The sequence below is a fragment of the Mycobacterium toneyamaense genome, from assembly GCF_055384815.1.
Map to the genome: position 1 here is coordinate 1,929,832 of NZ_AP040333.1, position 23,705 is coordinate 1,953,536.

Below are 23,705 nucleotides of genomic sequence, written 5' to 3' on the forward strand. Positions count from 1 at the left end.
TTCCGGCCGGTCAGGCCGGGCCCTTGCCGTTGTCGACGCGGTACACCGAGCCGTGGATCGCGGCGGCGTCGTCGCTCGCCAGGAACGCGATGACGTTCGCGACGTCACGCGGCTCCATGAAGCCACGCGGCGCGGCGATCCGCATGATCAGGTCCCAGTCGGCGTTCTCGGGCGCCGCGAACTCGGTGACCTGTGCGGTGAGCATGCCGCCCGGGCACACCGCGTTGACCCGGAGCTTTTCCTTCGTGTACTCGACGGCCAGTGCCCGCGTCAGACCGATCAGCCCGTGCTTGGCGGCGCAGTAGCCCGCCGAGTAGATCTCGCCCTCGACGCCGGCGATCGACGAGACGTTGACGATGTTGCCGCCGTTCTCCAGCAACTGCGGCAGCGCCGCCCGGGTCAGGTAGAACGGGCCGTTCAGGTTCACCGCGAGGTCGCGGTCCCAGTCGTCATCGGTCATCGACAGGGTGTGCCGCATGACATGGAATCCCGCGACGTTCACCAGCACGTCCAGCCGCCCGAATTTCGCGATGCAATCCTCGACCGCCTGCCGGCAGGCGTCGGCCGTGCTGATGTCCACCGCGGCGAACGCGCCGCCGGGCTCGTCGCCGTAGGCGTCGGCGAATACCGTCGCCATCCGCTCGGCGTCCCGCGCGATACCGAAGACCGATGCGCCGCGTTCGGCGAAAACCTTGACCGTGGCCGCGCCCAGGCCGGCCGAGGCCCCGGTGATCAACGCGACCTTCCCGCTGAGTGAACTCATACGGTGACTTTCTCACGCCGTGGGCAAGTCATTTGCGATACTCGGGCGGTGAAAATGAAACGTGTTCTCGCTATGGTTTCGAGTTTTGGCTTCGTCGCAGCGGGCGCACTCTTCGGCACGGCGGCGCCGGCGCAGGCCGACAACATCCGGCTGCCCGAAGGCATCTACACCTACATCCAAGAGGGCACGCCGATGAGCGTGTGGACCATCTGGCCCGTCTGCGCCCCGACCGTCGGCGATCTGCGCAACAACCTGGAACTGCCGGTGGGCTGCCTCGTGCACGTCGGCTCCGACCAGTACGGCGGCACGCTGGGCGGCGATGCCCGCCAGACCGGCGGTGAGGGACATTGGATGTTCACCCAGACCGACCTCCAGGGTTTCACGTGCCCGGACGGCACCAAGTCGAAGCTCGTAGAGACCTACGAGTGGGAGGACACCAACTGGACCGGTACCCGGACCACCACCAACAACGAACAGTGCGGCGTGCAGGCGGCCATGACGAAGAAGTCGTTCCGGCTGGAATTCCAGAAGCCGCTGCCGATTCCGGTGCAGCAGTTCCCGTTGTTCTGTGATCCCAACGACGGCCTCAAGCGCTGCCGCTGACGGCCGGGCCGGTCAGGCCGAGCCCTGCTCCTCGGCGACCGCGGCGGCGGCCTCGTCGATGATGGCGCGCATCGCGCGTTCGGCGCCGGCCTGATCGCGCATCCGCACGGCGCGGGCCACTTCGTCGTGCAGCGCGATGGCCGCCGGGTTGGGGGAGTCGGGCATCATGCCGTGGTGGGTGCGTCCCGCCAGGACCTCCGACACCACCGCGGTGAGCGCGCGGAACATCTCGTTGCCGCTGGCCTCCAGCAACGTCTGGTGGAAGATCTTGTCCGCCAGCAGGTATGCCTCGAGATTGCCGTCGCGCCCGTGTACCGCCATGTCCGACACGGCGGCGGCCATGATCCGGCACTGGTGCGGGTCGGCGCGCTCGGCAGCCAGGGCGGCCGCGACGGGTTCGAATCCGCGCCGCAACTCCGACAACGACACCAGTTGGGCGGCCCGGTCGCCGGACTCGAGTCGCCAGCGAATCAGCCTGGGGTCGAACACATTCCAGTTGGCCGCCGGCTGAATCGTGATGCCGACCCGGCGGCGGGAGGCGACCATGCCCATCGATTCGAGGACCCGGATCGCTTCCCGGACGACGCTGCGGGAGACGCCGTGTTCCGCGCTCACTCCTTCGAGCGTGATCACCTCGCCGGGGGCGTACCTACCGGAGACCACCGCGGCCCCCAGCGCGCTCAGCACGTTGTCGTGGAGAGCGCCGACGTTTGACGGGGTGGACACGCATAACATCCTGTCATAACTCCGGAGATCTGACTTAGAACCGATGTTTTTCTGTGGCCTCTTGAAAAAGTATGACTTTTGAGTCACGCTGTGTGAGTCAAACCACAACAAGGGGCGGGTGCAGAACATGCCATCACCCATCGTCGTCATGGGCGTTTCAGGATCCGGTAAGTCCACCGTCGGCGCGGCGCTCGCGCAGCGGCTCCGCGTGCCGTTCGCCGATGCGGACGACTTCCATCCCGCCGCCAACATCGCCAAGATGAAGGCCGGTCACCCGCTGAACGACGACGATCGCCGGCCCTGGCTCGAGACCATCGGCCGATGGCTCGGGGAGCACTGCGGCACCGGCGGCGTGATGAGCTGTTCGGCGCTGAAATACAAGTACCGCGTGCAGCTGCGCAGCCACTGCCCGGAGACCCGGTTTCTGCACCTGTTCGGCACCCCCGAGGTCATCGGCGCCCGGCAGGCCAGCCGCCCCGGCCACTTCATGCCGGCGTCGCTGCTCGCCTCACAGTTCGAGACCCTCGAACCCCTGCAAGCCGATGAGGCCGGCATCGTGATCGACGTCGGGCAGAGCATCGATTCGATTGTCGACGAATACATTTCGCGCACCCAAGGGGAGAACCGACGGGGCGAGCGGAGCGACGGGGAGAAGATCTGATGCGCACCGCCGTCACCGTCCTCGCCGACGCACCCAAACTCATCGAACCGGTCTCCTCGGCCACTCAGCTGATCCTGGCCTTCGTGGCCGGCATCAGCGTCATCGTCGTGCTCATCACGCTGCTCAAGCTGCACCCGTTCCTGTCGCTGATCTTCGGTGGCCTGACGGTGGGGCTGACGGCCGGCGAGAACCTCGCCGCGGTTCTCAAATCGTTCTCCGACGGGTTCGGCGCGACGGCGGCCGGCGTGGGCATCCTGATCGCGCTCGGCGCGATGTTCGCCAAGCTGCTCGCGGACTCCGGTGGCGCCGACGAGATCGTCGACACCATCGTGGGTGCCGCCTCGCCCCGAGCCCTGCCGTGGGCGATGGCGCTGGTCGGCGCGATCATCGGGCTGCCGATGTTCTTCGAGATCGGGCTCGTGCTGCTGATGCCCGTCATCTATCTGGTGGCCCGGCGCTCGCAGCAGTCGCTCATCACCATCGGCATCCCGGCACTGGCCGGCCTGTCGGCCATGCACGGCTTCGTGCCACCGCACCCCGGGCCGCTGACCGCCGTCGGACTGCTCAATGCCGACCTCGGGGTCACGCTCGGCCTCGGCGTGCTCGTCGCGGTCCCGACGATCGTCGTCGCGGGCCCGCTGTTCGGCCGCCTCGCCGGCAAGTGGGTCGTCGTCGCGGCACCGGACACCTTCACCACCGATCCGGAAGCCCTTCGGGCACATGGCAAACGGCCCCGCTTCAGCGTCACGCTGTTCTCGGTGCTGCTGCCCGTGGCGCTCATGCTGGGCAAGGCCCTCGTCGACATCTTCATCGACGACAAGACGCAGTGGTTCCGCCGGATCTTCGACGCCGTGGGCACTCCGCTGGTCGCGCTGCTCATCGCCGTCGTGGTCGGCACCGTCACCCTCGGTCGCGGCGCCGGCATGGACCGCACCGCGATCACCAAGTGCATCGAGTCGAGCCTGCCCCCGGTCGCGGGCATCTTCCTGATCGTCGCCGCCGGCGGTGGCTTCAAGCAGGTGCTGGTCGACACCGGCATCGGCACCATGCTGGCGCGCTGGGCCGAAGGCGTGCACATCTCGGTGCTCGTGCTGGCCTGGGTGCTCGCGGTCCTGATCCGGCTGGCCACCGGGTCGGCCACAGTCGCCACCATCACGGCGTCGTCGCTGGTGCTGGGTCTGGTGCATGGGATGGGCACCGGCGAACTGTCTCTGGTGGTGCTCGCCGTGGGCGCCGGCTCGCTGTTCTTCTCGCACGTGAACGACGCCGGCTTCTGGTTGGTCAAGGAGTACTTCAAGCTCAGCGTCGGCCAGACCATCAAGACCTGGTCGATCATGGAGACCGTGCTCTCGGTGTCCGGTCTGGCCATGGTCCTGATCCTGGACGTGTTCGTCTAACTTTCGCGCTGCTGTTTCTCGACGACGATGTGCGCCACCGGAATCGGCATCGGGCGGGGTGCGGCGGACAGTAGCTCCACCAGTGCGGCGTCCAGGGCATCGGCGAGCTGACATCGGCGCGCCGGGTCGGCCGGCTCCAACGCTTCCAGCAGGGTGTCGAACACCGCCGCCCTGGTGAAACCGACCCAGCTCTTGGCGAAAGCCGTTGCGTCACCGTCGGTCTGGTATCGCTGCCAGAAGCGGTCCGGTTCGTCGGCGACCACGAGGTGGGTGATCCGCAGGCGCTCGAAGCGACCCGAAGGGGCGAACGGTGAGCGGAAGTCGGCTTCACTGCGGCCCACGATCGGCAGCCGCATGCGCCGCACCTCCTCGGAGGTGACGAGCCGTTGGTCCTGCAGGTCGGACAGCGCACGCATCAGTCCGTCGAAAAGCGGCTCGAGTCCGAGCCGTCCGTCGTCGTGCTGGCCCATGGTCATGACCACGAGGCGGCCGCCCGGACTCAACTCGCGGCCGCGGAACGCGATGAACTCATGCCAGTCGTGCGCCGCCTGCCGCGCGTACGCGGCGCGCACCTGCGCGTCGGCGCTGTAGGACGGCTGGATGTGATCGGGGATGTCGGACGGCATGCGGCTGAGCCAGTGGATGGCCCACGCCGACCAGCCCAGGTGCACGCCTTCCGACGGCAGGATCTGGCTCAGATACGACCGCCCCACCGCCGAGGCGAACGTGGCCCGATCGGTCCGCAGGTAGCTGAATGCGTCGTCGCGCAAGGTGCGGAACAGGGCGCTGAAATCGTTGTCGGGGATGTCGGTGTGCGTCACCGCGATGGGGTGCTCGGGCCGGATGCGCTTGCGCAGCGCGGTGATGCCCGCGCCGATGGGCAGCAGGCCGTTGTGCGCGTTGCCGCAGCCGTACTCGGCGATCACCACCGGCCGCGGCGCCGCCGGGAGCGGCACCTCGGCGGCGGCCTGTTCGAAAAGCTTTGTGGCCGTGCGGAGTCCGACGGTCTGCAGGCGCGCGCTCCCGATCGGGTCGGGCTGCACCACCACGCTGGACTCGGGCATGTCTCACGGTAGCGCCGTGAGCTGTGTGGCGCGCTCTGAACCAGCGTGGAATCAGTGGCCGGTGCTCGATCGGCAGCTCAGCTGCCGCGGGCCACCCATTCGTCGTAGTGGACCAGCTCGCCGCCGATGGTCGTGGTGTCACCGTGGCCGGTGTAGACGACAGTGTCGCCGGGCAGCTTGCCGAGCTTCTCCGATATCGACGCCAGGATGGTCGGGAAATCCGAGTACGAGCGGCCGGTCGCGCCGGGGCCGCCGTGGAACAGGGTGTCGCCCGAGATCACCGCGCCCAGTTCGGGGATGTGCCAGCACACCGAGCCGGGGGAGTGCCCCGGGGTGTGGATGGCCTTGATCTCCAGGCCGCCCACGGTGAGCACCTGGTCGTCGTCCACGGTGTGAAAAGGGTTGTCCGGGTGGACATCCCGCCACAGCATCTCGTCGGCCGGGTGCAGCAGCACCGGGGCGTCGAGGGCCGCGGACAGTTCCGGGGCGACGGTGATGTGGTCGTTGTGGCCGTGGGTGCAGACGACGGCGACGACGTTGCGGCCGTTCACCGCCTCGATGATGGGCGCGGCGGTGTGGGCGGCGTCGAACACGATGACGTCCGTGTCGTCGCCGACGAGCCAGATGTTGTTGTCGACGTCCCAGGTGCCGCCGTCCAGGCTGAAGGTGCCGCTGGTGACGACGCGCTGGATGGCACTCATTTGAGGACCACCACCGAGCGCAGCACCTCGCCGCTGTGCATCTTGTGGAAGGCGTCCTCGATCTGGTCGAGCCCGATGCGTTCGGTGACGAACTTCTCCAGCGGGAGCCGGCCCTGCAGGTACAGGCTGATGAGGGTGGGGAAGTCGCGTTCGGGCAGGCAGTCGCCGTACCACGACGACTTCAGCGACCCGCCGTGGGAGAAGAAGTCGATCAGCGGCATCTCGAGGGTCATGTCGGGCGTCGGAACACCCACGAGGACAACGGTTCCGGCGAGGTCGCGGGCGTAGAACGCCTGCTTCCAGGTCTCGGGCCGGCCGACGGCGTCGATCACGACGTCGGCGCCGAAACCGTCGGTCAGGTCCTGGATGGTCTCGACGGCGTCGAGGTCGCGGGCGTTGATGGTGTGGGTGGCGCCGAACTCGCGGGCCCAGTGCAGCTTCTTGTTGTCGGTGTCGACGGCGATGATGCGCTTGGCGCCGACCAGGGCGGCGCCGGCGATGGCCGCGTCGCCCACGCCGCCGCAGCCGATGACCGCGACGGTGTCGTCACGCGTCACGCCGCCGGTGTTGATGGCGGCGCCGATGCCGGCCATCACGCCGCAGCCCAGCAGTCCGGCGACGGCCGGGTCGGCCTCGGAATCGACCTTGGTGCACTGGCGTTCGTGCACGAGGGTCTTGTCGGCGAAGGCCCCGATGCCCAGGGCGGGGGTCAGTTCGGTGCCGTCGGTCAGCGTCATCTTCTGGGTGGCGTTGAAGGTGTCGAAGCACAGGTGCGGGCGGCCGCGCTTGCAGGCGCGGCACTCGCCGCACACGGCGCGCCAGTTGAGGATGACGAAGTCGCCGGGGGCGACGTGGGTGACGCCCTCGCCGACCGACTCGACGGTGCCGGCGGCTTCGTGGCCGAGCAGGAAGGGATATTCGTCGTTGATGCCGCCCTCGCGGTAGGTGAGGTCGGTATGGCACACCCCGCAGGCGATGATGTCCACGACGACCTCACCGGGTCCGGGATCGGGGATGACGATGTCGACGAGCTCGATGGGCTGCTTCTTGGCCCGGGAAATCACACCACGCACTGTCTGACTCATGGCTATAACCTAATGCCTCCGGGAAGGGTTGGAATGGTGTCCATACAAATGTCTGGTCAACGGCGGCTCGGCGCCCGCCCATCGGCGCTGCGATGTGTGACAGGGTCGATGACGTGACCGCTCTCGAGCTGCTGGATTCCTGGCCGGTACCGAACGCCGCGGCGGCGGTCGTGTCGCCCGCCGGTGTGCTCGCCACGCACGGACCCGTCGACCGCGCGTTCCGGCTCGCGTCGGTGACCAAGCCTCTGGTGGCCCGCGCCGCGCAGATCGCGATCGAAGAGGGCGTCGTCGAGTTGGACACCCCGGCCGGCCCGCCCGGGTCGACGGTGCGCCACCTCCTGGCACACACCTCGGGTCTCGCGATGCAGACACCCGACGCCATCGCCGCGCCCGGCACGCGCCGCATCTACTCGAATGTCGGGTTCGCGGTACTGGCTCAGGTGCTGCAGCACGAGTCCGGCATCGAATTCGCGCAGTACCTGCGGGAAGCGGTTTTCGAGCCGCTGGGGATGAGCGATTCCGACCTGCCGGGCGCGGCCGAAACCGCCGGCTACGGCGCCTGGTCCACGGTGGCCGACCTGGCGGCATTCGCCGGTGACCTGCTGCGTCCCGCCCTGGTGTCGACGCCCATGCATGCCGACGCGATCTCGGTGCAGTTCCCGGGTCTCGACGGCGTGCTGCCGGGATTCGGATCGCAGCGCCCGAACGACTGGGGTCTGGGTTTCGAGATTCGGGACGGCAAGCAGCCGCACTGGACGGCGGCGGGCAACTCGGGCCGGACGTTCGGCCACTTCGGTCAGTCGGGGACGTTCCTCTGGGTGGATCCCGAAGCGGACCTGGCGCTTGTCGTGCTGACGGACCGCGATTTCGGCGACTGGACGCACGCCGTCTGGCCGGAAGTGTCCGCCGCGGTTCTGCGCGAGTTCGCCTAGCGGACGACCCCGATCATGCTGTCGATCCAGCCGCGCGCGAAGAACAGCAGGAACCCGGCGGCGACGACCCAGAGCAGCGGACTGATCTCTTTGATGCGGCCCGACGCCGCACGCAGCACCGCCCAGGCGATGAAGCCGACGCCGATGCCGTTGGCGATCGAGTAGGACAGCGGCATGACGGCCACGGTCAGCACGACCGGCAGGGCCACCGAAAAGTCGGAGAAGTCGATCTCGCGGAGCACCGAGACCATCAGGGTGCCGACGATGACCAGCGCGGCGGCCGCGACCTCGGTGGGCACGATCTCCGTCAGCGGTGTCAAGAACATTGCGGCCAAGAACAATCCACCGGTCACGAGGCTGGCCAGACCGGTGCGGGCACCTTCGCCGATGCCGGTGCCCGATTCGACGAACACCGTGTTGGACGATGCCGACACCGCGCCGCCGACCACGGCGCCAGTGCCCTCGATCACCAGCGCGGACTGCAGGCGCGGGAAGTTGCCGTGTTCGTCGGACAGACCGGCCTGCCGGGACAGGCCCGTCATGGTGCCCATGGCGTCGAAGAAGTTCGTGAAAAGCAGCGTGAACACCAGCATGAGCGCGGCGATGGCGCCGATCCGGCCGAAGCTGCCGAAGTCCACGTGACCGATCAGGGCCAGGTTGGGCACCGCGAACGGCGAACCGGACAGCGTCGGGACGGACAGGCTCCAGCCGCCGGGCTTTTCCGTCGCCGAGCCGAGGTGCCAGATCGCCTCGATGATGGCGGCCAGCACGGTGCCCGAGATGAGGCCGATGAGGATGCCGCCGCGCACCTTGCGGGCCACCAGCACACCTGAGGTCAGCAGGGTGAACACGAACACCAGGGTCGGGATGGCTCGGACCGAGCCGGTGCCGCCGGCGCCCAGACCCAGCGGCGGCGACGGGTGCCCGGTCGACGCGACGAAGCCGGCGTTGACCAGGCCGATGAACATGATGAACAGCCCGATGCCTGCGGTGATGGCCAGTTTCAGAGGCATGGGCACGGCATCGAAGATCATGCGCCGCAGGCCGGTGACGGCCATCGCGACGATGATCAGGCCTTCGATGACCACCAGCCCCATGGCTTCCGGCCACGTCAGGACGCCCACCACGGAGCTGGCCAGGAACGAGTTGATGCCGAGGCCGGCGGCGAACGCGAAGGGCAGGCGGGCGACGACGCCGAACAGGATCGTCATGGCGCCGGCCGCCAGTGATGTCACCGCCGAGACCTGGCCGAACGGGAGCTTGTGCCCGGCGATGTCTGCCGTGCTCGACAGGATGATGGGGTTCAGCACGATGATGTACGCCATCGCGATGAAGGTCACCGCGCCGCCGCGCAGTTCAGCAGCGACAGTCGAGCCGCGTGCGGAGATCTCGAAGAACCGGTCCAGGGCAGTCACGGCTTAGAAGATAGATGGCGCGCTGGTGCTCCGCGCGGGTGTTTGGGTGTGTCCGGTAATTGCCGGGATCGGCGACGCCGAGTCGGCAACGCCCCTGATCGCGGTGCGATTCTGTGGCCGTCCTGAGAGATTGCGCGACAGACTAGCGCAACAGGGGTCTCAGGCGGCACAATAGACACGCACTAAACAACTGCAACATTTCAGCAACACCAGGTCGTTGGGGAAGACGTCCCTCGTGTAGCTGAAGGAGCAGATGATGCGTGCGTCGAACCAACTCGCCGACGCGACGACGGGCGTGGTGTATATCCATGCCTCTCCCGCGGCGGTATGCCCGCATGTGGAGTGGGCACTTTCGTCGACTCTGTCGGCGCGGGCGAACCTCAAGTGGACGCCCCAACCCGCCATGCCCGGTCAGCTGCGCGCCATCACCAATTGGATGGGACCCGTCGGCACCGGAGCTCAACTCGCCAGCGCTTTGCGGTCGTGGTCGGTGCTGCGCTTCGAGGTGACCGAGGATCCGAGCACCGGCGTCGACGGCCACCGCTGGTGCCACACCCCGACGCTGGGCCTGTGGAGCGGATCGATGAGCGCCAACGGCGACACCGTGGTCGGCGAGCAGCGGCTGCGCGCGCTGATGGAGGGCGGCGCCGACATGCTCGCCGCTGAACTCGACACCGTGCTCGGCACCGCCTGGGACGAGGCGCTGGAGCCGTATCGCGGCGGCGGCGCCGAGGTCGGCGAGGTCAGCTGGCTGAACCGGGGCGTCGGCTAGTTCGACCGGTCCACGCGGCTGTCGCATCGACGCGAGCGTGCACACAGCTCGCCGAACCGGCGAGATTCGCGATCCACGTGCACCTTCGCGGTCGATAGAGTTCTACGCGCCGATCCATCCCCGGCTAGCTGACCCGGTAGTGCTCCGGTTCGGGCTCGCTCAGCATGCTGGTGATCGTGGCGACGTCGAACGGCCACAGGTCGATGGTGCCGCCTTCGCTGAAGTACCAGGAGTTGCAGCCGGTGTTCCACACCGTCGGCTCCATGGCCTCGACAGCGGCGGCGTTGAATTCGTCGGTGGCCGCCTCGGTCACTTCGACCTCGTTGATCTCGCCACGCTCGAAACGCTTGAGCCACTTCACGATGTACCGCGCGGTGAGTTCCGCGGTGTACTGCAGCGAGATGGACCCCGTGGGTGAGTTCGGGCCCAGCACGGTGAACAGATTCGGGAAGCCGGGGATCGCGGTCATCCGGTAGGCGCGCGGGCCTTTGACCCAGGCGTCGTCCAGGGTGACGCCGTCGCGCCCCACCACCTGCATCGGACGCATGTAGTTGTGCGCCTGAAAACCGGTGGCCAGCACGGCGATATCGATCCTGTGGTGCTCGCCCTCCGTGGTGCGGATGCCGGTGGGCGTGAACTCCGCGATGCGATCGGTGACGAGTTGGGCATTGGGGGCCTTGATCGCCTGGTAGTACGTGCCCGACAACACCTGCCGTTTGCACAGCGGCTGGTAGTCGGGCGTCAGCTCGGCACGCAACTTCGGGTCGCGGACCTGGGCCCGCAGGCTCAGTCGGGCGTACTGCTGCACCAGCTTGCGACGCCACGTCGGCTTGGTCACGATGTCGACGAGAACGCTCGAACCCCACAGCGGAATGCGTTCGGCGACAGCCTGATACAGCTGCGGCATGGCGCGCAGCAGCGCGGTGACGGCACCCAGCTGCGGCAACTTCATCGGTGCCCACAGCATCCACTGCGGCGACCGCGCGAAGTGCAGCAGCCTGCCGGCGGTGGGCTGCAACGCCGAAACCACCTGCACGCCGGTCGACCCGGTGCCGATCACGGCGATGCGCTTGCCCGCGGTCTCGAGTTCGGGATCCCACCGGGCGGTGTGCACGACGGTGCCCTCGAAGGCGTCCATGCCGGGGATGTCCGGCGTGAAGGGGTGGTGCAGCACGCCCGTGGCACAGATGACGAAATCGGCTGTCAGCGTCTCGTTCTGGGTCGTGACGGTCCAGGTGTGTTCGTCCTGGTTGTAGTGCAGCGCCGTGACCTCGGTGTTGAGGCGCAGGTGCTTGTCGAGCCCGAAGCGCTCGACGACGTCGCGGTGATACTCCTGAATCTCCTGGCCACCGGCCCAGATATGGCTCCAGTCGGGCTTGGGCGCGAAGGCGAACTGGTAGATGTGCGACGGCACATCACACGTCAGCCCGGGGTAGCGGTTCCAGTGCCACACCCCGCCGACGTCCGAACCCTTCTCCAGGATGGTGAAGTTGGTGAACCCGGCCTGCTGGAAGGTGTACGCGGAGGCGATCCCGGCGACGCCGGCGCCGATGATGACGATGCGCGGATCACGTGTGCTCATCAGGACTCCCAGGCTCGACGCACCGTGTTCGGTGCGGTGGTCATGGCGGATTCGAACGCCGCGCGCCGCTTGCCGCGCAGCATGAAGTTGGCACCCAGGCCGGCCAGATCGTCGGCGTCCGGTTGGATCACGACGACCTCGATGCCGCGGGCCCGGGCGGTGGCGACTTCGGCATCCAGCACGGTGGACATCGGGCGGCGCAGCAGTCGGTGTTCGAGGATGCCGCCCAACCCCGGTGCGCGAACGCCGCTTTCGGAGGCCATCGGCGTGATGACGTAGATGAGGTCGGCGTCGTCAGGGCTGATGAGGTCGACCGACGCGGTGGACGCGGCGCCGCCGTCGACGAACGTGCGATCGCCGATACGGACCGGTGGCATCCAGCCGGGGACACCCCATGACGCCCGGAGTGCTTCGCCCGCCGTGGCTTTCGGCGCGCCGGGGGCGCCGAAAGCCACCCGCTCGCCGCGCTGGTAGTCGAATGCCACCATGCGGGCGCCCGGGTGATCCAGCCAACCCGATTTGTTGGCGAAGCCAGATGCCAAGTGCTGCAGCCAGTCTGCGTTGCCGCGGCCGGTCGGTGCGATGCCGGTGACCGCGGCCAGGCCGTTCTGACTGCGCAGAAGTGCGGGGTTGAGCAGGCGGGGTGCCGGCAGCGGCGGCAGGCTCGGCGGCGTCGCCTCGATGTGCCGGCGCAGACGTTCGTCGGTACTGGTGCCGCGGTGCATCGCGACCAGGTCGTCGACGGACGCGCCGCCGCCGAGCATCGTGACGATCTCGGCGCCCGCCGAGGTGCCCTGCAACACCGAGGCTTCCCGCGGGTCCCAACCGGTCTGCTCCTGGAGGGCGTGCAGGGCCGCGACGATCCAGGCGCCGCCGATGGTCCCGCCGCAGCCGATGACGAGCGCCCGCTTCATCGGCGCGCTTCCGAGTTCGACTCGACATCATGGTCTTTCGACTGCCGCTCGATCCGATCCAGGTAGGCCGAACGGCCGACGGGGTCGAGGGCGGTCAGGGCGCGGCGATCGTCGATGAGCGCGCGTGCCGCACGCTGGACGAACTCCGGCACCAGCGCGTCGACCAGAGCCCAGCCTGGTGCCACCCATTGGGGTACCGAGGTCCGGGCGGCCTTGGTGCGCAACGTCTTGAGGACCGCCTGCGCGACATCTTCCGGGTCGACCGTCGGCATGCCGCCGCCGAGTTGGACGCCGGAGGACAGTTCGGTGCGGACTGCTGACGGCAGCACCGCGCACACGGTGACGCCCGTTCCGGCGTATTCGGTTCTCGCCGCCAGCGACGCCCCGACGGCGGCGAACTTGCTGGCGTTGTAGGTCACCATGCCCGGGACGGGAATCATGCCCGCCATCGATGCGATGTTCACGACGTGGCCGCTGCCGCGCGTGATCATCAGCGGGATCACTGCCCGCATGCCGTTGAGCACGCCCCGGACGTTGACGTCGAGGATCAGGTCGGTCGTGGCCTCGGCTTCGGACTCGAAAGCGCCCAGCGGCATCACGCCGGCGTTGTTGATAAGGATGTCGATGCGGCCGGACTCCTTGACCACCTGCCCGACGAACTGGTCCCAGGAGTCACGCCGGGTGACATCGAGGCGTGCGCTGCGACAGCGGGGGATTTTGCGGGCCGTCTGCTCGGCGATGTCGGCGTCGACGTCGCCGATCCACACGGTGGCGCCGTGCTGAGAGAACAGCTCGGCGGTCTTGGCGCCGATGCCCCTGGCACCTCCGGTGATGATGACTGTGGCGCCGTCGAGTGACATGGCGCGTCGTGCTAGCTGCATCGATAGCCTCGAATCTGCTGGTAGGAGCCTTGCTGGCTCGTTCGAATACTCACGGTATCCGAATTCTCCGAGTAAAGCCAGTACTCCCGGTATCGCAAACCATTAATATCAACGCATGCCGCGATTGACCAGGGTGCAGCGTCAGGAACAGACGCGTGCCGAACTGCTCGACGCGGCGAAGGCCCGGTTTCTCGAGCACGGTTATGCCTCCACGAGCCTCGAGGACATCGCCGACGACGCCGGCTACAGCAAGGGCGCGGTGTATTCGAATTTCGGCAGCAAGCCGGTCCTGTGCCGGGAGGTGCTCGAGGCCATCCACCGCGAGAAGTTCGCCGAGATGTCAGAGCTGGCGATGTCGGATGCCGATGTGCCGAGCCGCGTCGAGGCGGTGAACGCCTGGCTGGAACGGACCGCCGGCGACGTGGGCTGGACGATGCTGGAACTCGAATTCGTGGTGCTGTCGCGCAACGATCCCGAGTTGGGGCAGATGGTCACGGACCTTCGCAACGAAGCCGCTCAGATGGTCGTCGACGTATTGCGTTCGCTCGCGGTCGATTTGGGGCTCGGCGAAGAGCAGATGGTCGCCGCCGGGGTGATCGACAGCTTCGACGACATCGGCAACCTGTTTCTCAGCGCCGGCATCGGGCTCGGGATTCAGCGTGCCGTCGATCCGACACTGCCGGCCCGGCCGGTCACCGGCGCCATCACCCGGTTGATGAATCTGCTTGCGCTGCTTGCCGCTACGCAGGACTGACGACCGCCGGACTACGGAACCAGGACCCGCAGCGCGTTGGGCACCGCGGACACCGTCACCGGCAGCGGGCACACGTATTCGCCGTCGGCATAGGCGTTGATGCCCGGCACGTCGATGGTGACGGTTCGGGCCCGCCGCGTGGTCACCTCGTCGAGGTGGACATGCGTGCCCTTGAACACCGTGGGGAACAGCCGGATCAGTTTGGTGCGCGACGCCGAGGCCGCCATCGTGACATCGAGCAGGCCGTCGCCCAGGTCGGCGCCCGGGCAGATCAGCATGCCGCCGCCATAGCTCTTGCCATTGCCGAAAGTCGCCAGTGTCACGGGGATTTCCTGCTCGGGACCGCCGTCGAAACTGACCCGCGCCGTGTGCAGCCGCAACTGCGACAGCTCGACCAGCATGGCCGCGTTGTAGCGCATCCGGCCCCGCGGCCACGTCATCCGGTTGGCGCGATCGGTGACCAGCGAGTCGAAGCCTGCTGACATCACCGTGCCGAACCAGCGGACGGTGCCGTCGGCGCCCTCGATCCGGCCCAGGTCGATGGTGCGGGTGCGGCCTGTCGCGATGATGTCGGCGGCGGCTTCCGGGTCGTCGCGCGGAATCTCGAACTCGCGGGCATGGTCGTTGCCGGTGCCGGCCGGGATGATGCCGAGCGGCACGTCGCCCTGCGCAAGTGCCTGCAGCGCAAGGGAGATGATGCCGTCACCGCCGGCCACCACCACCGCGTCGGTGCCGTGGTCGAGTGCCTCGTCGAGCAGTTGGCGGGCATGGGCGGCGTCGGACCCGATCAGCTCGACCACGTCGACACCGCGGCGTTGCAGCCGCACGACGGCGCGCTGCGCTGCCGCCGAGCCGCGTCCCTGGCCCGAGGCGGGGTTGGTCAGCAGGGTGACTCTCACGGGATCAGCTTGCCCGGGTTGAGGATTCCGCCGGGATCGAGCACGTTCTTGACGGCGCGCAGTACCTCGACGCCCAGGTCGCCGACCTCGGCCGTCATCCACGGCTTGTGGTCGGCGCCGACGGCGTGGTGGTGGGTGATGGTGGCGCCGCAGCGCACCATGGCCTCGGACGCCGCGGTTTTCGCCGCGCGCCACTGCTCGATGGGGTTGCCGCGCTGGCCGGCCACGACCGTGAAGTACAGCGAGGCACCGGTGGGGTAGACGTGCGAGATGTGGCACATCACCAAAGCCGGTGTGCCGCTTTCCTGTAGCGAGCTGGTGAGGGCCTCGGTGACGGCCGCCTTCAGCGCCGGCACGTTGGACCACGTCGTCGCGGTCTCCAAGGTCTCGCACAGGGCGCCGGCCGTGAGCAGTGAGTCGCGTAGATACGGGGCGCCGAACCGGCCGTGCTGCCACGCGCGGGCCGGGGCCTCGCCGAGCGAGGTGCCACCCTGAGCGGCCAGCAGCGCACGCGTCTCGTCGTGGCGGCTCTCGGTGTGCGCGGCCGTGCCTTCGAACAGCGTGATGGCCAGGCAGCCACCGGTGATGGTCTGCTCGCCGATGCTGTCGGTGGTGGCCAGGTTGATGCCGGTCTCCACCTCATCGGACAGGCGGATGACCGTCGGGCCGGTGCCGGTCTGCACGACGGCGCGCAAAGCCGCTGCGCCGGTGGCGAAGTCGGGGAAGGACCACGCCTCGTAGCGGGTGGTCTCGGGCACCGGGTGCACGCGCACCCGCACCCGGGTGATGACGCCGAAGGTGCCCTCCGAGCCGACGATCAGCTGACGCAGGTCGGGCCCGGCTGCCGACGCGGGGGCGCGGCCCAGGTCCAGGACGCCGGCCGGGGTGACGACGGTGAGTCCGCGCACCATGTCGTCGAACCGGTTGTAGCCGGCCGAGTTCTGCCCCGACGACCGCGTCGCGGCGAACCCGCCGATGGTCGCGAATTCGAAGCTCTGCGGGAAGTGGCCGAGCGAAAAGCCCTCGGCGCCAAGGAGTTCCTCGGCCTGGGGGCCGGTGACGCCGGCCTCGAGCTCGGCCTCGCCGGATTCCTTGTCGAGCCCGACCAGCCGGTCCAGGCGGCGCAGGTCCAGCGATACGACGGCGCTGAAGCCGTTCCGGATCGGGTCGAGTCCGCCGACCACACTGGTGCCACCACCGAACGGGACGACGGCGATGCGGTGTTCGGTGCAGTACTGGAGCACCCGGGCGATCTCGTCCTCGGAGCCGGGCAGCAGGATCGCGTCCGCTGCGTCCTGCTCGCCGGTGTCCTTGCGGCGCAACAGGTCCAGTGTCGACTTGCCGCCGGCCCGCAGCAGGCGGTCGTGATCGTCGGTTCGGCAGAACTCGTCGCCGACGATCGCCGCGAGTGCAACGCGGTCGGCGTCCGCCAGGGCGGACGGGCGCAACGTGACCTGGTCGGCCTCGAGCTCGTCGGCCGGCGTCGCGTCGATGCCCAGGGCCGCGGTCAGCAGGCCGCGGATGCCGTCGGACAGGGGCTTGGCTGCAGCGGGGTCACCCCAGGCGTTCCACTTCATCGGCGGTTCGAGGTGGTCACGTGTCGCGGTCATGCGTTACAGTATTACACATGATGTCAATCAGTAACGATGAAGCTCGGGATTCTCTGGATGCCCGAATCATCGACGCTGCGGCTGATTGCGTGATCGCCTTCGGCGTGGATCGCGTGACGTTGGCCGAGATCGCACGTCGTGCCGGCGTCAGCCGGCCGACGGTGTACCGGCGCTGGCCGGACACGCAGGCGATCCTCGCGGCGCTGCTGACGGCACGAATCACCAACGCGCTCAATGAGGTTGCCGTCACTGGCGACGACCGCGAGGCGATCGTCAAACGCATGGTCGGCATGGCGGAGCGGCTGCGCGCCGACGAAGTCATCATGTCCGTCCTGAGCAGCGCACCCGCGCTGGCGATGGTCTACATCTCGCAGCGCATGGGCACCAGCCAGCAGATCCTGCTGGAAGTGCTGGCCGGCGCGCTCGCCACGGCGCAGGCCGACGGCAGCGTCCGCCCCGGCGACCCCAGGCAACTCGCCGCCATGTGCCTGCTGATCGTCCAGTCCGCCATCCAGTCGGCGCAGATGGTCGCGCCTGTCCTCGACGTTGCCGCGCTGGACATCGAACTCGCGCACTCCCTGAACGGATACCTGAAACCATGAGCAGCAGTGCCCTCAACGCCGCCCGCCGCACAGCCGAGCTGACGGCGCTGGCGGACGGCGAGACCGTCGACGTCGTCGTCATCGGCGGCGGCATCACCGGCGTGGGCATCGCGCTGGACGCCGCGACCCGCGGACTGTCGACGGTGCTCGTCGAGAAGCACGACCTGGCGTTCGGCACCAGCCGGTGGAGTTCCAAACTCGTGCACGGCGGCCTGCGCTACCTGGCCACCGGAAACGTGGGCATCGCCCGGCGCAGCGCCATCGAGCGCGGCATCCTGATGAGCCGCAACGCCCCGCACCTCGTGCACGCCATGCCGCAACTCGTGCCGCTGCTGTCCGAGATTAACCGGGCCTCAAGGGCTTTGGTGCGTACCGGATTCATCGCCGGCGACGGCCTGCGCCGGCTGGCCGGCACATCGGCGTCGATCCTGCCGCGGTCGGGACGGGTCGACGCGGCCCGCGCGGCGGAGTTGGTGCCCGCGGTGCGCCGCGACGGACTCGACGGCGCGTTGCTCGCCTACGATGGCCAACTGATCGACGACGCCCGTCTGGTCACCGCGGTGGCGCGCACCGCCGCCCAGCATGGCGCCCGCATCCTGACCCGGGTGGCGGCGTCCGACGCCACCGGCACCTCGGTGCGGCTGACCGACCAACTCACCGGGGAAACTTTCGATCTGACGGCGCGCGCGGTGATCAACGCCGCCGGCGTGTGGGCCGGTGAGCTCGACGGCGCGATCAAGCTGCGGCCCAGCCGCGGCACCCACCTGGTGTTCGACGCCGCGGCGTTCGGCAATCCGACTGCGGCGCTGACGGTTCCGATCCCGGGCGAGCTCAACCGGTTCGTCTTCGCCATGCCCGAACAGCTCGGCCGCGTCTACCTCGGCCTCACCGACGAGGACGCGCCCGGCCCCATTCCGGATGTGCCGCAACCGACTCCGGCCGAGATCACGTTCCTGCTCGACACCGTCAACACCGCGCTGGCGACGAGCCTGGGGCCGGACGACGTCCTGGGTGCCTACGCGGGGCTGCGGCCATTGATCGATACCGGCGAGGGCAACACCGCCGACGTGTCGCGCGATCACGCCGTCGTCGTGTCCGGCAGCGGTGTGCTCAGCGTCATCGGTGGCAAGCTCACCGAATACCGGTACATGGCCGAGGATGTGCTGAATCGGGCGATGTCGCTGCGCGGGCTCGGCGCGGGGGAGTGCCGGACCCGGAATCTGCCGCTGGTCGGCGCTCCGGAGAACCCGGTGTCAGTGGATCGTCTTGCGGCGCTGCCGGAGTCGCTCGTGGCGCGCTACGGCGCCGAGGCGCCGAACGTGTTCGCCGCCGCCACGTGTGAGCGTCCCACCGAGCCGGTGGCCGACGGCATCGACGTCACCCGCGCCGAATTCGAATACGCCGTCACGCACGAAGGCGCGCTGACCGCCGACGACATCCTGGACCGCCGGACCCGGATCGGGCTCGTCGACGCCGACCGCGACCGCGTCGCCGCGGTGGCGCAGGAGTTCATCTAGCTGCCGGATCGGCGGCGTTGGAATCAGCATGATTCTGACGGAATCGCAGGCACGTCCGGTGGTCACGCCTGTCGCGGCGCCGGGATCCGAGGCAACGGCAGTTCCCGGTGACGGCGCTTGGCTCTAGATTCCGGAGAGAAGTCTGCATTCGCCACTGCTCTTCTCGTGTGGTGGCATCACGTTCCCGGGAGTTGAGACATGCCTGTTCTGACCACGACCACTCGCAACGGCAGTCGCGTCGAGTTCTCGCTGTAGACCGATGGCAATCACCCTGCACTGGTTCCTGCCGACCAACGGTGACTCGCGCACCGACCTGAGTCTCGGCAACGCGGTCGGTGGCGCAGGCAGCCGGGCCGACGCCTTCGGCGCGGATCGGGCTCCCGACCTCGAATACCTCAGCCTGGTGGCCGGCGCCGCGGAGAAACTCGGGTTCACCGGGGCGCTGACCCCGACGAGTAGCTGGTGTGAGGACGCCTGGGTGTTCACGGCAGCGCTGACGCAGCGGACCGAACACTTCAAGTACCTCGTGGCCTTCCGGCCGGGGCTGCAGGCCCCGACCCTGGTCGCCCAGGCCGCCGCCACGTACCAGCGCATCTCGCGAAACCGATTGCTGCTCAACGTCGTCACCGGCGGTGATGACATCGAGCAGCGCCGCTTCGGCGACTACCTCGGCAAGTCCGAGCGCTACGAGCGGGCCGCCGAGTTCCTCACGATCTTCCGGCAGCTGTGGTCCGGCAAGCCGGTCACCTTCACCGGCAAGCACCTGTCCGTGGAGAACGCGACGATCATCCCGGCCGAGACCTGGCCGGACATCTACCTCGGCGGCTCGTCGGCCGAAGCGCTGGAAGTGGCCGCCGAACACGCCGACGTGCACCTGACGTGGGGTGAGCCACCCGCTCAGGTCGCGGAGAAGCTCGACGCCGTGCGCCACCAGGTCAAGAACCTGGGCCGAGCGCGGCGGGCGGCCGGGGAACTGCGGTTCGGTATTCGTTTGCACGTCATCAGCCGGCCCACCGAAGAAGAGGCGTGGGCGCAGGCCAACAAACTGCTGGCGGGCCTCGATCCCGAGAGCATCAAGCGCGCCCAGCAGGTGCAGCGCAGCTCGCAGTCCGAGGGGCAGCGCCGGATGTCGGCCCTCCACGGCGGTCGGACCGACAACCTGGAGGTCTCGCCCAACCTGTGGGCCGGTATCGGTCTGGTCCGTGGCGGCGCCGGCACCGCACTGGTCGGCAGTCATGAGCAGGTCGCCGACCGCATCGCCGAGTACCACGAGCTGGGCCTCGACGAGTTCATCCTGTCCGGGTATCCGCATCTGGAAGAGGCCTTCAGCTTTGGCGAGGGCGTCATCCCGATCCTGGCGGAGCGCGGCCTACTCGCTGATCGGCGCTCCTGAGACATGGCCCGCACCCGGGCTCCCCGGAGCCACGCCGACGTCGTCGCCGTCGCGGAAGAGTTCGCGGCATCGGTGAAGCCCGGTGCGGCAGAACGTGATCGGGCCGGTGCGGTACCCCGCGCCGAAGTGGCCGAGTTCGACAAGCTGGGCCTGCCGGCCATCACGGTGCCGATCGACGACGGGGGAGACGGGCTCGGGCCGCGCACGCTGGCCGAGGTCATCAGGATCGTCGCGGCCGCGGATCCCGCGCTGGCACAGACGCCGCAGGGTCACTACCTGGCCGTGGACATCCTGCGCCTGCTCGGCACACCACTGCAGCGGGCCCGCATCCTGCCCGCTGTCGTCGACGGCGCGCGCATCGGCCCGGTGCTCGCCGAGCGGGGTGGCCATCATGCCCAAGACCTCAAGACGCGCCTGATCCGCGATGGGGCGCGGTGGCGACTCGACGGCACCAAGTACTACTGCACCGGCGCCATCACCTCGCAGTGGCTCGCGGTCAGCGCGCTCGATCCCGACGATCGTCTCGTGCTGGCGTTCGTCGAACGTGATGCGCCCGGCGTGACCATCGACGAAGACTGGGCCGCCATGGGGCAGCGCTCGACGGTGAGTGGCACCACGACGTTGGATGGCGTCGCCGTCGACGGCGACCTGGTCCTGCCCTACTGGTCGGCATTCGAGAAGCCGCAACTGCTCGGTGCCCGCGCCCAGTTGGTCCACACCGCCATCGAAGCCGGTATCGCCGAAGGCGCCCTGGCCGACGCCGCCGAGTTCGTCCGCACCCGCAGCCGGCCGTTCTTCGAGGCGGTGCGTTACGGAGCGGCGACGACGGCAAGCGACGATCCGCACATCCTGCTGCGATTCGGCCAACTCGCCACCCGCACCCGGGCGTCGACCCAGCTCTTACGTTGGGCCGCAGGCGAACTCGAGGAGATCGGCCTCGATGTCGCCGATCCCGACGCGGCCGCGCACGGCTCGATAGCGGTGGCGCAGGCCAAGGCCTTCGCCAGTGATGTGGCCGTCGACGTTGCCAGTCAGCTCTTTGCGCTGACCGGCGCGAGCGGCACGGACCGCCGTCACGACCTCGACCGGCACTGGCGCAACGCGCGGACCCACAGCGTGCACGACCCCGTCGACTGGAAATACCACCACATCGGCGCGTGGGAACTGTCCGGCGTGGCACCGCCGAATCACGGGCAGATCTGAAAGCACTTGCGATCCTGCGGATTCTGAATATTCGGACGCGGTCTGTTACCCGATAGCGTCGCGAGATGTCCGCGAATCTAGAAGAGGCACAGACCGATTCGCCATCGGCTAAATCACAGCCGTTCAAACCGGCGCTGTTCGTGGCGGTGACGGCCGGGCTGGGGTACGGCTTCGACTCGTATGCCGTCAACATCTACGGCCTGGTCCTGCCCGAGATCAAGAAGACCCTGCAGATCACCGAGGCCCAGGCCGGGTACATCGGGTCGATCTTCCTGGTCGGCTACACCATCGGGACCATTGGCTTCGGCATCGCTGCCGACCGGTGGGGACGCAAAACCACTCTGGGTGCGTCGATCCTGCTGTACGGCATCACCACGGCACTGGCGGGCATCACCACCAACCTGTCCGCATTCACCGGCCTGCGGTTCCTCACCGGAGTGGGCGGCGCCGGCGAGCTGGCGGTGGGCGCGCCCTACACCGCCGAGGTATGGCCCACCAAGACCCGGGCGATCGGCGTGGGCGGGGTGATCTTCTCGCTCTTCTCGCTCGGTTATGTCCTCGCGGCCGCCGTCGCGCTCGTGCTGGTGCCGCGGTACGGCTGGCAGTCGTCGTTCATCGTGGCCATCGTGCCGGCCATCATCTTGTTCCTTGTCCGCCAGGGCATCACGGAATCGCCGCGCTACACCGAGGTCAACGAGACGCGCAAGCGAGACGGTATCCCGCGCGCCAAACTGTGGCAGCTGCCCGGCGTACGGCGGCGGCTGGTCGTGGGCTGGCTGATCTACACGGCCAACGCGGTCGGCTACTGGGGTTCGACCCTGTTTCTCACCACGTACATCGTCAAGCGATTCCATGCGTCCACCACCGACGCGATCCGTTACGCCCTGGTGTTCTTCCTGCTGCAGGTTGTCTTCGTCTTCATCGGCACCGCGTTGGCCGACAGATTCGGGCGCCGCCCCTCGGCCATCCTCGGCGCCGTCATCGAGGCCGGTTCCGCGATTTTGGCGGCCACCTCGGATTCGCTGGCCGAATACCAGGTTTACGGCGCCATCTCCATCGCCACGCTGGGCTGGCTGTGGGGCGTCGGGGACGCCTACATTTCCGAGTTGTTCCCAACAGTGCTGCGCGGCACCGGATTTGGTGTGGCCGTCGGCGGCGGCCGCATCGTGTCGATAGCGGCGCCGACCGTCGTGGGCTGGGCCATCGGCCATTACGGCGTGCAGACGCCCTATCTGGCGCTCTCCGGCATCTGGCTGCTGACCGTGATCGGTTACCTGTTCGGGCCCGAGACCAAGGGCAAGGAGCTCGACGACCTCGCCGACGAGGCTCTGGTGGCGCGCGCCTGACTACCCCTGCTGGGCGAGCAGCAGGTCCCGGATCGGCGACCGCGTATGCCGCTGCCACATGGCCTGCACCGGGACGAGTAGTGGCGGCCGGAGGTCGACGACCGTCACCCGGCCGCTCATCACCGGACCCACCGGATGCGTCACGAACGCCACCGCTCCCGTCGTCAACGGCGCGGCAATCGTGGCCGCGCCCTGCACGCGGCTGACGACGTAGTCCGGCTCGAATCCGGCTCGGCGACAGGCGCCGAGCAGGAGGTCGCTGTAGTACGACGCGCCAGGCGGTGCCCAGAGCGCGATCCGTTCGTCGGTCAGATCGGTGAGGTCGACGGCGTCGCGCTGCGCCAGGGGGTGCGAACTCAGCACCGCCACGCACACCTGGTGATAGCCCAGCACCGCGGTGGCGAGGTCGCGGTCCGGCACCACGCCGCGGCGCAGTGCGAGCTGGATCGACCCGTCGAGGAGCGCGGGAGACAGCTGGTCCGGAAACATCTGGCGGAACGTGAAGGACACGTCGGCGAAGGCGTCGATCACCGGCTCCAGCAGCGCGTACGCCTCGATGCTCTCGAGGGCGGGGGTGTGCCCGACGACGTAGTTCTCCCGCGCGGCGCTGGCCGCGCGCTGCACGTGATCGGTGACGGTGTGGGCGGCGGCGAGCAGGGTCCGGGCATCGCTGTGCAGTTGCCGGCCCGCCGGCGTCAAGATGACCCGGCGGCCGTCGCGGTCGAAAAGCGTTGCGCCCAGCTCTTTTTCGAGTTGGCGGATCGAGCTGCTGAGGGCCTGCTGGCTCAGGTGCAGCTGGTCCGCGGCGCGGGTGAAGCCACCGGCGTCGGCGACCGCGAGGAAGTGCTGCAGCCGACGCAGATCGGGATACGGCCTGGTCATGCC

At 68.5% G+C, this 23,705-nt stretch carries 23 protein-coding genes; 11 read left to right on the plus strand and 12 right to left on the minus strand.

Annotated elements, in window-relative coordinates:
- Positions 1-10: 10 nt before the first annotated feature.
- A complete protein-coding gene (locus tag ACZ5IQ_RS09345) occupies positions 11-763 on the minus strand; it encodes an SDR family NAD(P)-dependent oxidoreductase (protein WP_064860214.1) in 753 nt (250 codons plus the stop codon).
- 72 nt (positions 764-835) lie between these two features.
- Between ACZ5IQ_RS09345 and ACZ5IQ_RS09350 the strand changes: the two genes are divergently transcribed.
- Entirely contained in the window at positions 836-1,366 is a 531-nt protein-coding gene (locus ACZ5IQ_RS09350; protein WP_212812189.1) for a hypothetical protein, read from the plus strand.
- Between the two features lie 12 nt (positions 1,367-1,378).
- Here the strand turns inward: ACZ5IQ_RS09350 and ACZ5IQ_RS09355 are convergent, their stop codons facing one another.
- Entirely contained in the window at positions 1,379-2,092 is a 714-nt protein-coding gene (locus ACZ5IQ_RS09355) for a FadR/GntR family transcriptional regulator (RefSeq protein WP_371824531.1), read from the minus strand.
- A 127-nt stretch (positions 2,093-2,219) separates the two neighbouring features.
- On the opposite strand from ACZ5IQ_RS09355, the gene ACZ5IQ_RS09360 reads away from it, so the two are divergent.
- Positions 2,220-2,753 carry a gluconokinase gene (locus tag ACZ5IQ_RS09360; protein ID WP_212812187.1) on the plus strand — a complete coding sequence of 178 codons (534 nt, stop codon included), beginning with the start codon at positions 2,220-2,222 and terminating at the stop codon, positions 2,751-2,753.
- On the plus strand, positions 2,753-4,150 hold the full coding sequence (locus ACZ5IQ_RS09365; protein WP_212812186.1) for a GntP family permease: 1,398 nt from the start codon (positions 2,753-2,755) through the stop codon (positions 4,148-4,150). Before ACZ5IQ_RS09360 ends, ACZ5IQ_RS09365 begins: the two co-directional genes overlap by 1 nt.
- Here the strand turns inward: ACZ5IQ_RS09365 and ACZ5IQ_RS09370 are convergent.
- The 3 genes from ACZ5IQ_RS09370 to ACZ5IQ_RS09380 all read right to left on the minus strand — a co-directional run bounded on the left by ACZ5IQ_RS09370 (position 4,147) and on the right by ACZ5IQ_RS09380 (position 7,000).
- Complete coding sequence (locus ACZ5IQ_RS09370; protein WP_212812185.1) at positions 4,147-5,214, minus strand: class I SAM-dependent methyltransferase; 1,068 nt, start codon at positions 5,212-5,214, stop codon at positions 4,147-4,149. The genes ACZ5IQ_RS09365 and ACZ5IQ_RS09370 overlap by 4 nt on opposite strands.
- A gap of 77 nt (positions 5,215-5,291) precedes the next feature.
- Complete coding sequence (locus ACZ5IQ_RS09375; RefSeq protein ID WP_212812184.1) at positions 5,292-5,915, minus strand: MBL fold metallo-hydrolase; 624 nt, start codon at positions 5,913-5,915, stop codon at positions 5,292-5,294.
- A complete protein-coding gene (locus ACZ5IQ_RS09380) occupies positions 5,912-7,000 on the minus strand; it encodes an S-(hydroxymethyl)mycothiol dehydrogenase (protein WP_053853984.1) in 1,089 nt (362 codons plus the stop codon). The genes ACZ5IQ_RS09375 and ACZ5IQ_RS09380 overlap by 4 nt, the downstream gene beginning before the upstream one ends.
- A gap of 113 nt (positions 7,001-7,113) precedes the next feature.
- Here ACZ5IQ_RS09380 and ACZ5IQ_RS09385 point away from each other — a divergent pair, with 113 nt between their 5' ends.
- Positions 7,114-7,932: a serine hydrolase domain-containing protein gene (locus ACZ5IQ_RS09385; RefSeq protein ID WP_212812183.1), complete on the plus strand. Its 819-nt coding sequence runs from the start codon at positions 7,114-7,116 to the stop codon at positions 7,930-7,932.
- Here the strand turns inward: ACZ5IQ_RS09385 and ACZ5IQ_RS09390 are convergent.
- Complete coding sequence (locus tag ACZ5IQ_RS09390) at positions 7,929-9,347, minus strand: NCS2 family permease (protein WP_212812182.1); 1,419 nt, start codon at positions 9,345-9,347, stop codon at positions 7,929-7,931. The genes ACZ5IQ_RS09385 and ACZ5IQ_RS09390 overlap by 4 nt on opposite strands.
- A gap of 256 nt (positions 9,348-9,603) precedes the next feature.
- Here ACZ5IQ_RS09390 and ACZ5IQ_RS09395 point away from each other — a divergent pair, with 256 nt between their 5' ends.
- On the plus strand, positions 9,604-10,119 hold the full coding sequence (locus ACZ5IQ_RS09395) for a DUF3145 domain-containing protein (RefSeq protein WP_212812181.1): 516 nt from the start codon (positions 9,604-9,606) through the stop codon (positions 10,117-10,119).
- Positions 10,120-10,243: 124 nt separating this feature from the next.
- Here the strand turns inward: ACZ5IQ_RS09395 and ACZ5IQ_RS09400 are convergent, their stop codons facing one another.
- From ACZ5IQ_RS09400 to ACZ5IQ_RS09410, 3 genes are read right to left on the minus strand one after another with little or no spacing between them, the layout of a single operon-like run.
- On the minus strand, positions 10,244-11,701 hold the full coding sequence (locus ACZ5IQ_RS09400; RefSeq protein ID WP_212812180.1) for a flavin-containing monooxygenase: 1,458 nt from the start codon (positions 11,699-11,701) through the stop codon (positions 10,244-10,246).
- The gene (locus ACZ5IQ_RS09405) at positions 11,701-12,615 is read right to left on the minus strand and encodes a patatin-like phospholipase family protein (RefSeq protein WP_212812179.1); all 915 of its coding nucleotides are present in this window, start codon (positions 12,613-12,615) and stop codon (positions 11,701-11,703) included. Before ACZ5IQ_RS09405 ends, ACZ5IQ_RS09400 begins: the two co-directional genes overlap by 1 nt.
- Complete coding sequence (locus tag ACZ5IQ_RS09410) at positions 12,612-13,475, minus strand: SDR family oxidoreductase (protein WP_244872608.1); 864 nt, start codon at positions 13,473-13,475, stop codon at positions 12,612-12,614. Before ACZ5IQ_RS09410 ends, ACZ5IQ_RS09405 begins: the two co-directional genes overlap by 4 nt.
- Before the next feature lie 136 nt (positions 13,476-13,611).
- On the opposite strand from ACZ5IQ_RS09410, the gene ACZ5IQ_RS09415 reads away from it, so the two are divergent.
- Positions 13,612-14,250, plus strand: coding sequence for a TetR/AcrR family transcriptional regulator (locus tag ACZ5IQ_RS09415; RefSeq protein ID WP_212812177.1), 639 nt, complete (start codon positions 13,612-13,614; stop codon positions 14,248-14,250).
- 11 nt (positions 14,251-14,261) lie between these two features.
- On the opposite strand, the gene ACZ5IQ_RS09420 is transcribed toward ACZ5IQ_RS09415, so the two are convergent.
- Both ACZ5IQ_RS09420 and ACZ5IQ_RS09425 read right to left on the minus strand, forming a co-directional pair.
- A complete protein-coding gene (locus ACZ5IQ_RS09420) occupies positions 14,262-15,149 on the minus strand; it encodes a diacylglycerol kinase (RefSeq protein ID WP_212812176.1) in 888 nt (295 codons plus the stop codon).
- Positions 15,146-16,726 (minus strand): FAD-binding oxidoreductase, encoded by a 1,581-nt coding sequence (locus ACZ5IQ_RS09425; RefSeq protein ID WP_371824562.1) that lies wholly within the window; start codon positions 16,724-16,726, stop codon positions 15,146-15,148. Before ACZ5IQ_RS09425 ends, ACZ5IQ_RS09420 begins: the two co-directional genes overlap by 4 nt.
- A gap of 50 nt (positions 16,727-16,776) precedes the next feature.
- Between ACZ5IQ_RS09425 and ACZ5IQ_RS09430 the strand changes: the two genes are divergently transcribed.
- From ACZ5IQ_RS09430 to ACZ5IQ_RS09450, 5 genes are all read left to right on the plus strand, one after another.
- A complete protein-coding gene (locus tag ACZ5IQ_RS09430; RefSeq protein ID WP_212812174.1) occupies positions 16,777-17,361 on the plus strand; it encodes a TetR/AcrR family transcriptional regulator in 585 nt (194 codons plus the stop codon).
- A complete protein-coding gene (locus ACZ5IQ_RS09435; RefSeq protein ID WP_464481153.1) occupies positions 17,358-18,878 on the plus strand; it encodes a glycerol-3-phosphate dehydrogenase/oxidase in 1,521 nt (506 codons plus the stop codon). The genes ACZ5IQ_RS09430 and ACZ5IQ_RS09435 overlap by 4 nt, the downstream gene beginning before the upstream one ends.
- A gap of 259 nt (positions 18,879-19,137) precedes the next feature.
- Positions 19,138-20,271, plus strand: coding sequence for an LLM class flavin-dependent oxidoreductase (locus ACZ5IQ_RS09440; RefSeq protein ID WP_464481154.1), 1,134 nt, complete (start codon positions 19,138-19,140; stop codon positions 20,269-20,271).
- Between the two features lie 3 nt (positions 20,272-20,274).
- Entirely contained in the window at positions 20,275-21,474 is a 1,200-nt protein-coding gene (locus tag ACZ5IQ_RS09445) for an SfnB family sulfur acquisition oxidoreductase (RefSeq protein WP_464481155.1), read from the plus strand.
- Positions 21,475-21,539: 65 nt separating this feature from the next.
- The gene (locus ACZ5IQ_RS09450; protein ID WP_061006267.1) at positions 21,540-22,820 is read left to right on the plus strand and encodes an MFS transporter; all 1,281 of its coding nucleotides are present in this window, start codon (positions 21,540-21,542) and stop codon (positions 22,818-22,820) included.
- On the opposite strand, the gene ACZ5IQ_RS09455 is transcribed toward ACZ5IQ_RS09450, so the two are convergent.
- Positions 22,821-23,702 carry a LysR family transcriptional regulator gene (locus tag ACZ5IQ_RS09455; protein ID WP_061006268.1) on the minus strand — a complete coding sequence of 294 codons (882 nt, stop codon included), beginning with the start codon at positions 23,700-23,702 and terminating at the stop codon, positions 22,821-22,823.
- Between the last annotated feature and the right edge of the window lie 3 nt (positions 23,703-23,705).

Bases quoted from the DNA above. Each gene is read 5' to 3' on its own strand.
- ACZ5IQ_RS09345 (WP_064860214.1), bottom strand. From the start codon at position 763: ATGAGTTCACTCAGCGGGAAGGTCGCGTTGATCACCGGGGCCTCGGCC.
- ACZ5IQ_RS09350 (WP_212812189.1), top strand. From the start codon at position 836: ATGGTTTCGAGTTTTGGCTTCGTCGCAGCGGGCGCACTCTTCGGCACG.
- ACZ5IQ_RS09360 (WP_212812187.1), top strand. From the start codon at position 2,220: ATGCCATCACCCATCGTCGTCATGGGCGTTTCAGGATCCGGTAAGTCC.
- ACZ5IQ_RS09365 (WP_212812186.1), top strand. From the start codon at position 2,753: ATGCGCACCGCCGTCACCGTCCTCGCCGACGCACCCAAACTCATCGAA.
- ACZ5IQ_RS09370 (WP_212812185.1), bottom strand. From the start codon at position 5,214: ATGCCCGAGTCCAGCGTGGTGGTGCAGCCCGACCCGATCGGGAGCGCG.
- ACZ5IQ_RS09375 (WP_212812184.1), bottom strand. From the start codon at position 5,915: ATGAGTGCCATCCAGCGCGTCGTCACCAGCGGCACCTTCAGCCTGGAC.
- ACZ5IQ_RS09380 (WP_053853984.1), bottom strand. From the start codon at position 7,000: ATGAGTCAGACAGTGCGTGGTGTGATTTCCCGGGCCAAGAAGCAGCCC.
- ACZ5IQ_RS09395 (WP_212812181.1), top strand. From the start codon at position 9,604: ATGCGTGCGTCGAACCAACTCGCCGACGCGACGACGGGCGTGGTGTAT.
- ACZ5IQ_RS09400 (WP_212812180.1), bottom strand. From the start codon at position 11,701: ATGAGCACACGTGATCCGCGCATCGTCATCATCGGCGCCGGCGTCGCC.
- ACZ5IQ_RS09405 (WP_212812179.1), bottom strand. From the start codon at position 12,615: ATGAAGCGGGCGCTCGTCATCGGCTGCGGCGGGACCATCGGCGGCGCC.
- ACZ5IQ_RS09410 (WP_244872608.1), bottom strand. From the start codon at position 13,475: ATGTCACTCGACGGCGCCACAGTCATCATCACCGGAGGTGCCAGGGGC.
- ACZ5IQ_RS09415 (WP_212812177.1), top strand. From the start codon at position 13,612: ATGCCGCGATTGACCAGGGTGCAGCGTCAGGAACAGACGCGTGCCGAA.
- ACZ5IQ_RS09425 (WP_371824562.1), bottom strand. From the start codon at position 16,726: ATGAAGTGGAACGCCTGGGGTGACCCCGCTGCAGCCAAGCCCCTGTCC.
- ACZ5IQ_RS09430 (WP_212812174.1), top strand. From the start codon at position 16,777: ATGATGTCAATCAGTAACGATGAAGCTCGGGATTCTCTGGATGCCCGA.
- ACZ5IQ_RS09435 (WP_464481153.1), top strand. From the start codon at position 17,358: ATGAGCAGCAGTGCCCTCAACGCCGCCCGCCGCACAGCCGAGCTGACG.
- ACZ5IQ_RS09440 (WP_464481154.1), top strand. From the start codon at position 19,138: ATGGCAATCACCCTGCACTGGTTCCTGCCGACCAACGGTGACTCGCGC.
- ACZ5IQ_RS09445 (WP_464481155.1), top strand. From the start codon at position 20,275: ATGGCCCGCACCCGGGCTCCCCGGAGCCACGCCGACGTCGTCGCCGTC.
- ACZ5IQ_RS09450 (WP_061006267.1), top strand. From the start codon at position 21,540: ATGTCCGCGAATCTAGAAGAGGCACAGACCGATTCGCCATCGGCTAAA.
- ACZ5IQ_RS09455 (WP_061006268.1), bottom strand. From the start codon at position 23,702: ATGACCAGGCCGTATCCCGATCTGCGTCGGCTGCAGCACTTCCTCGCG.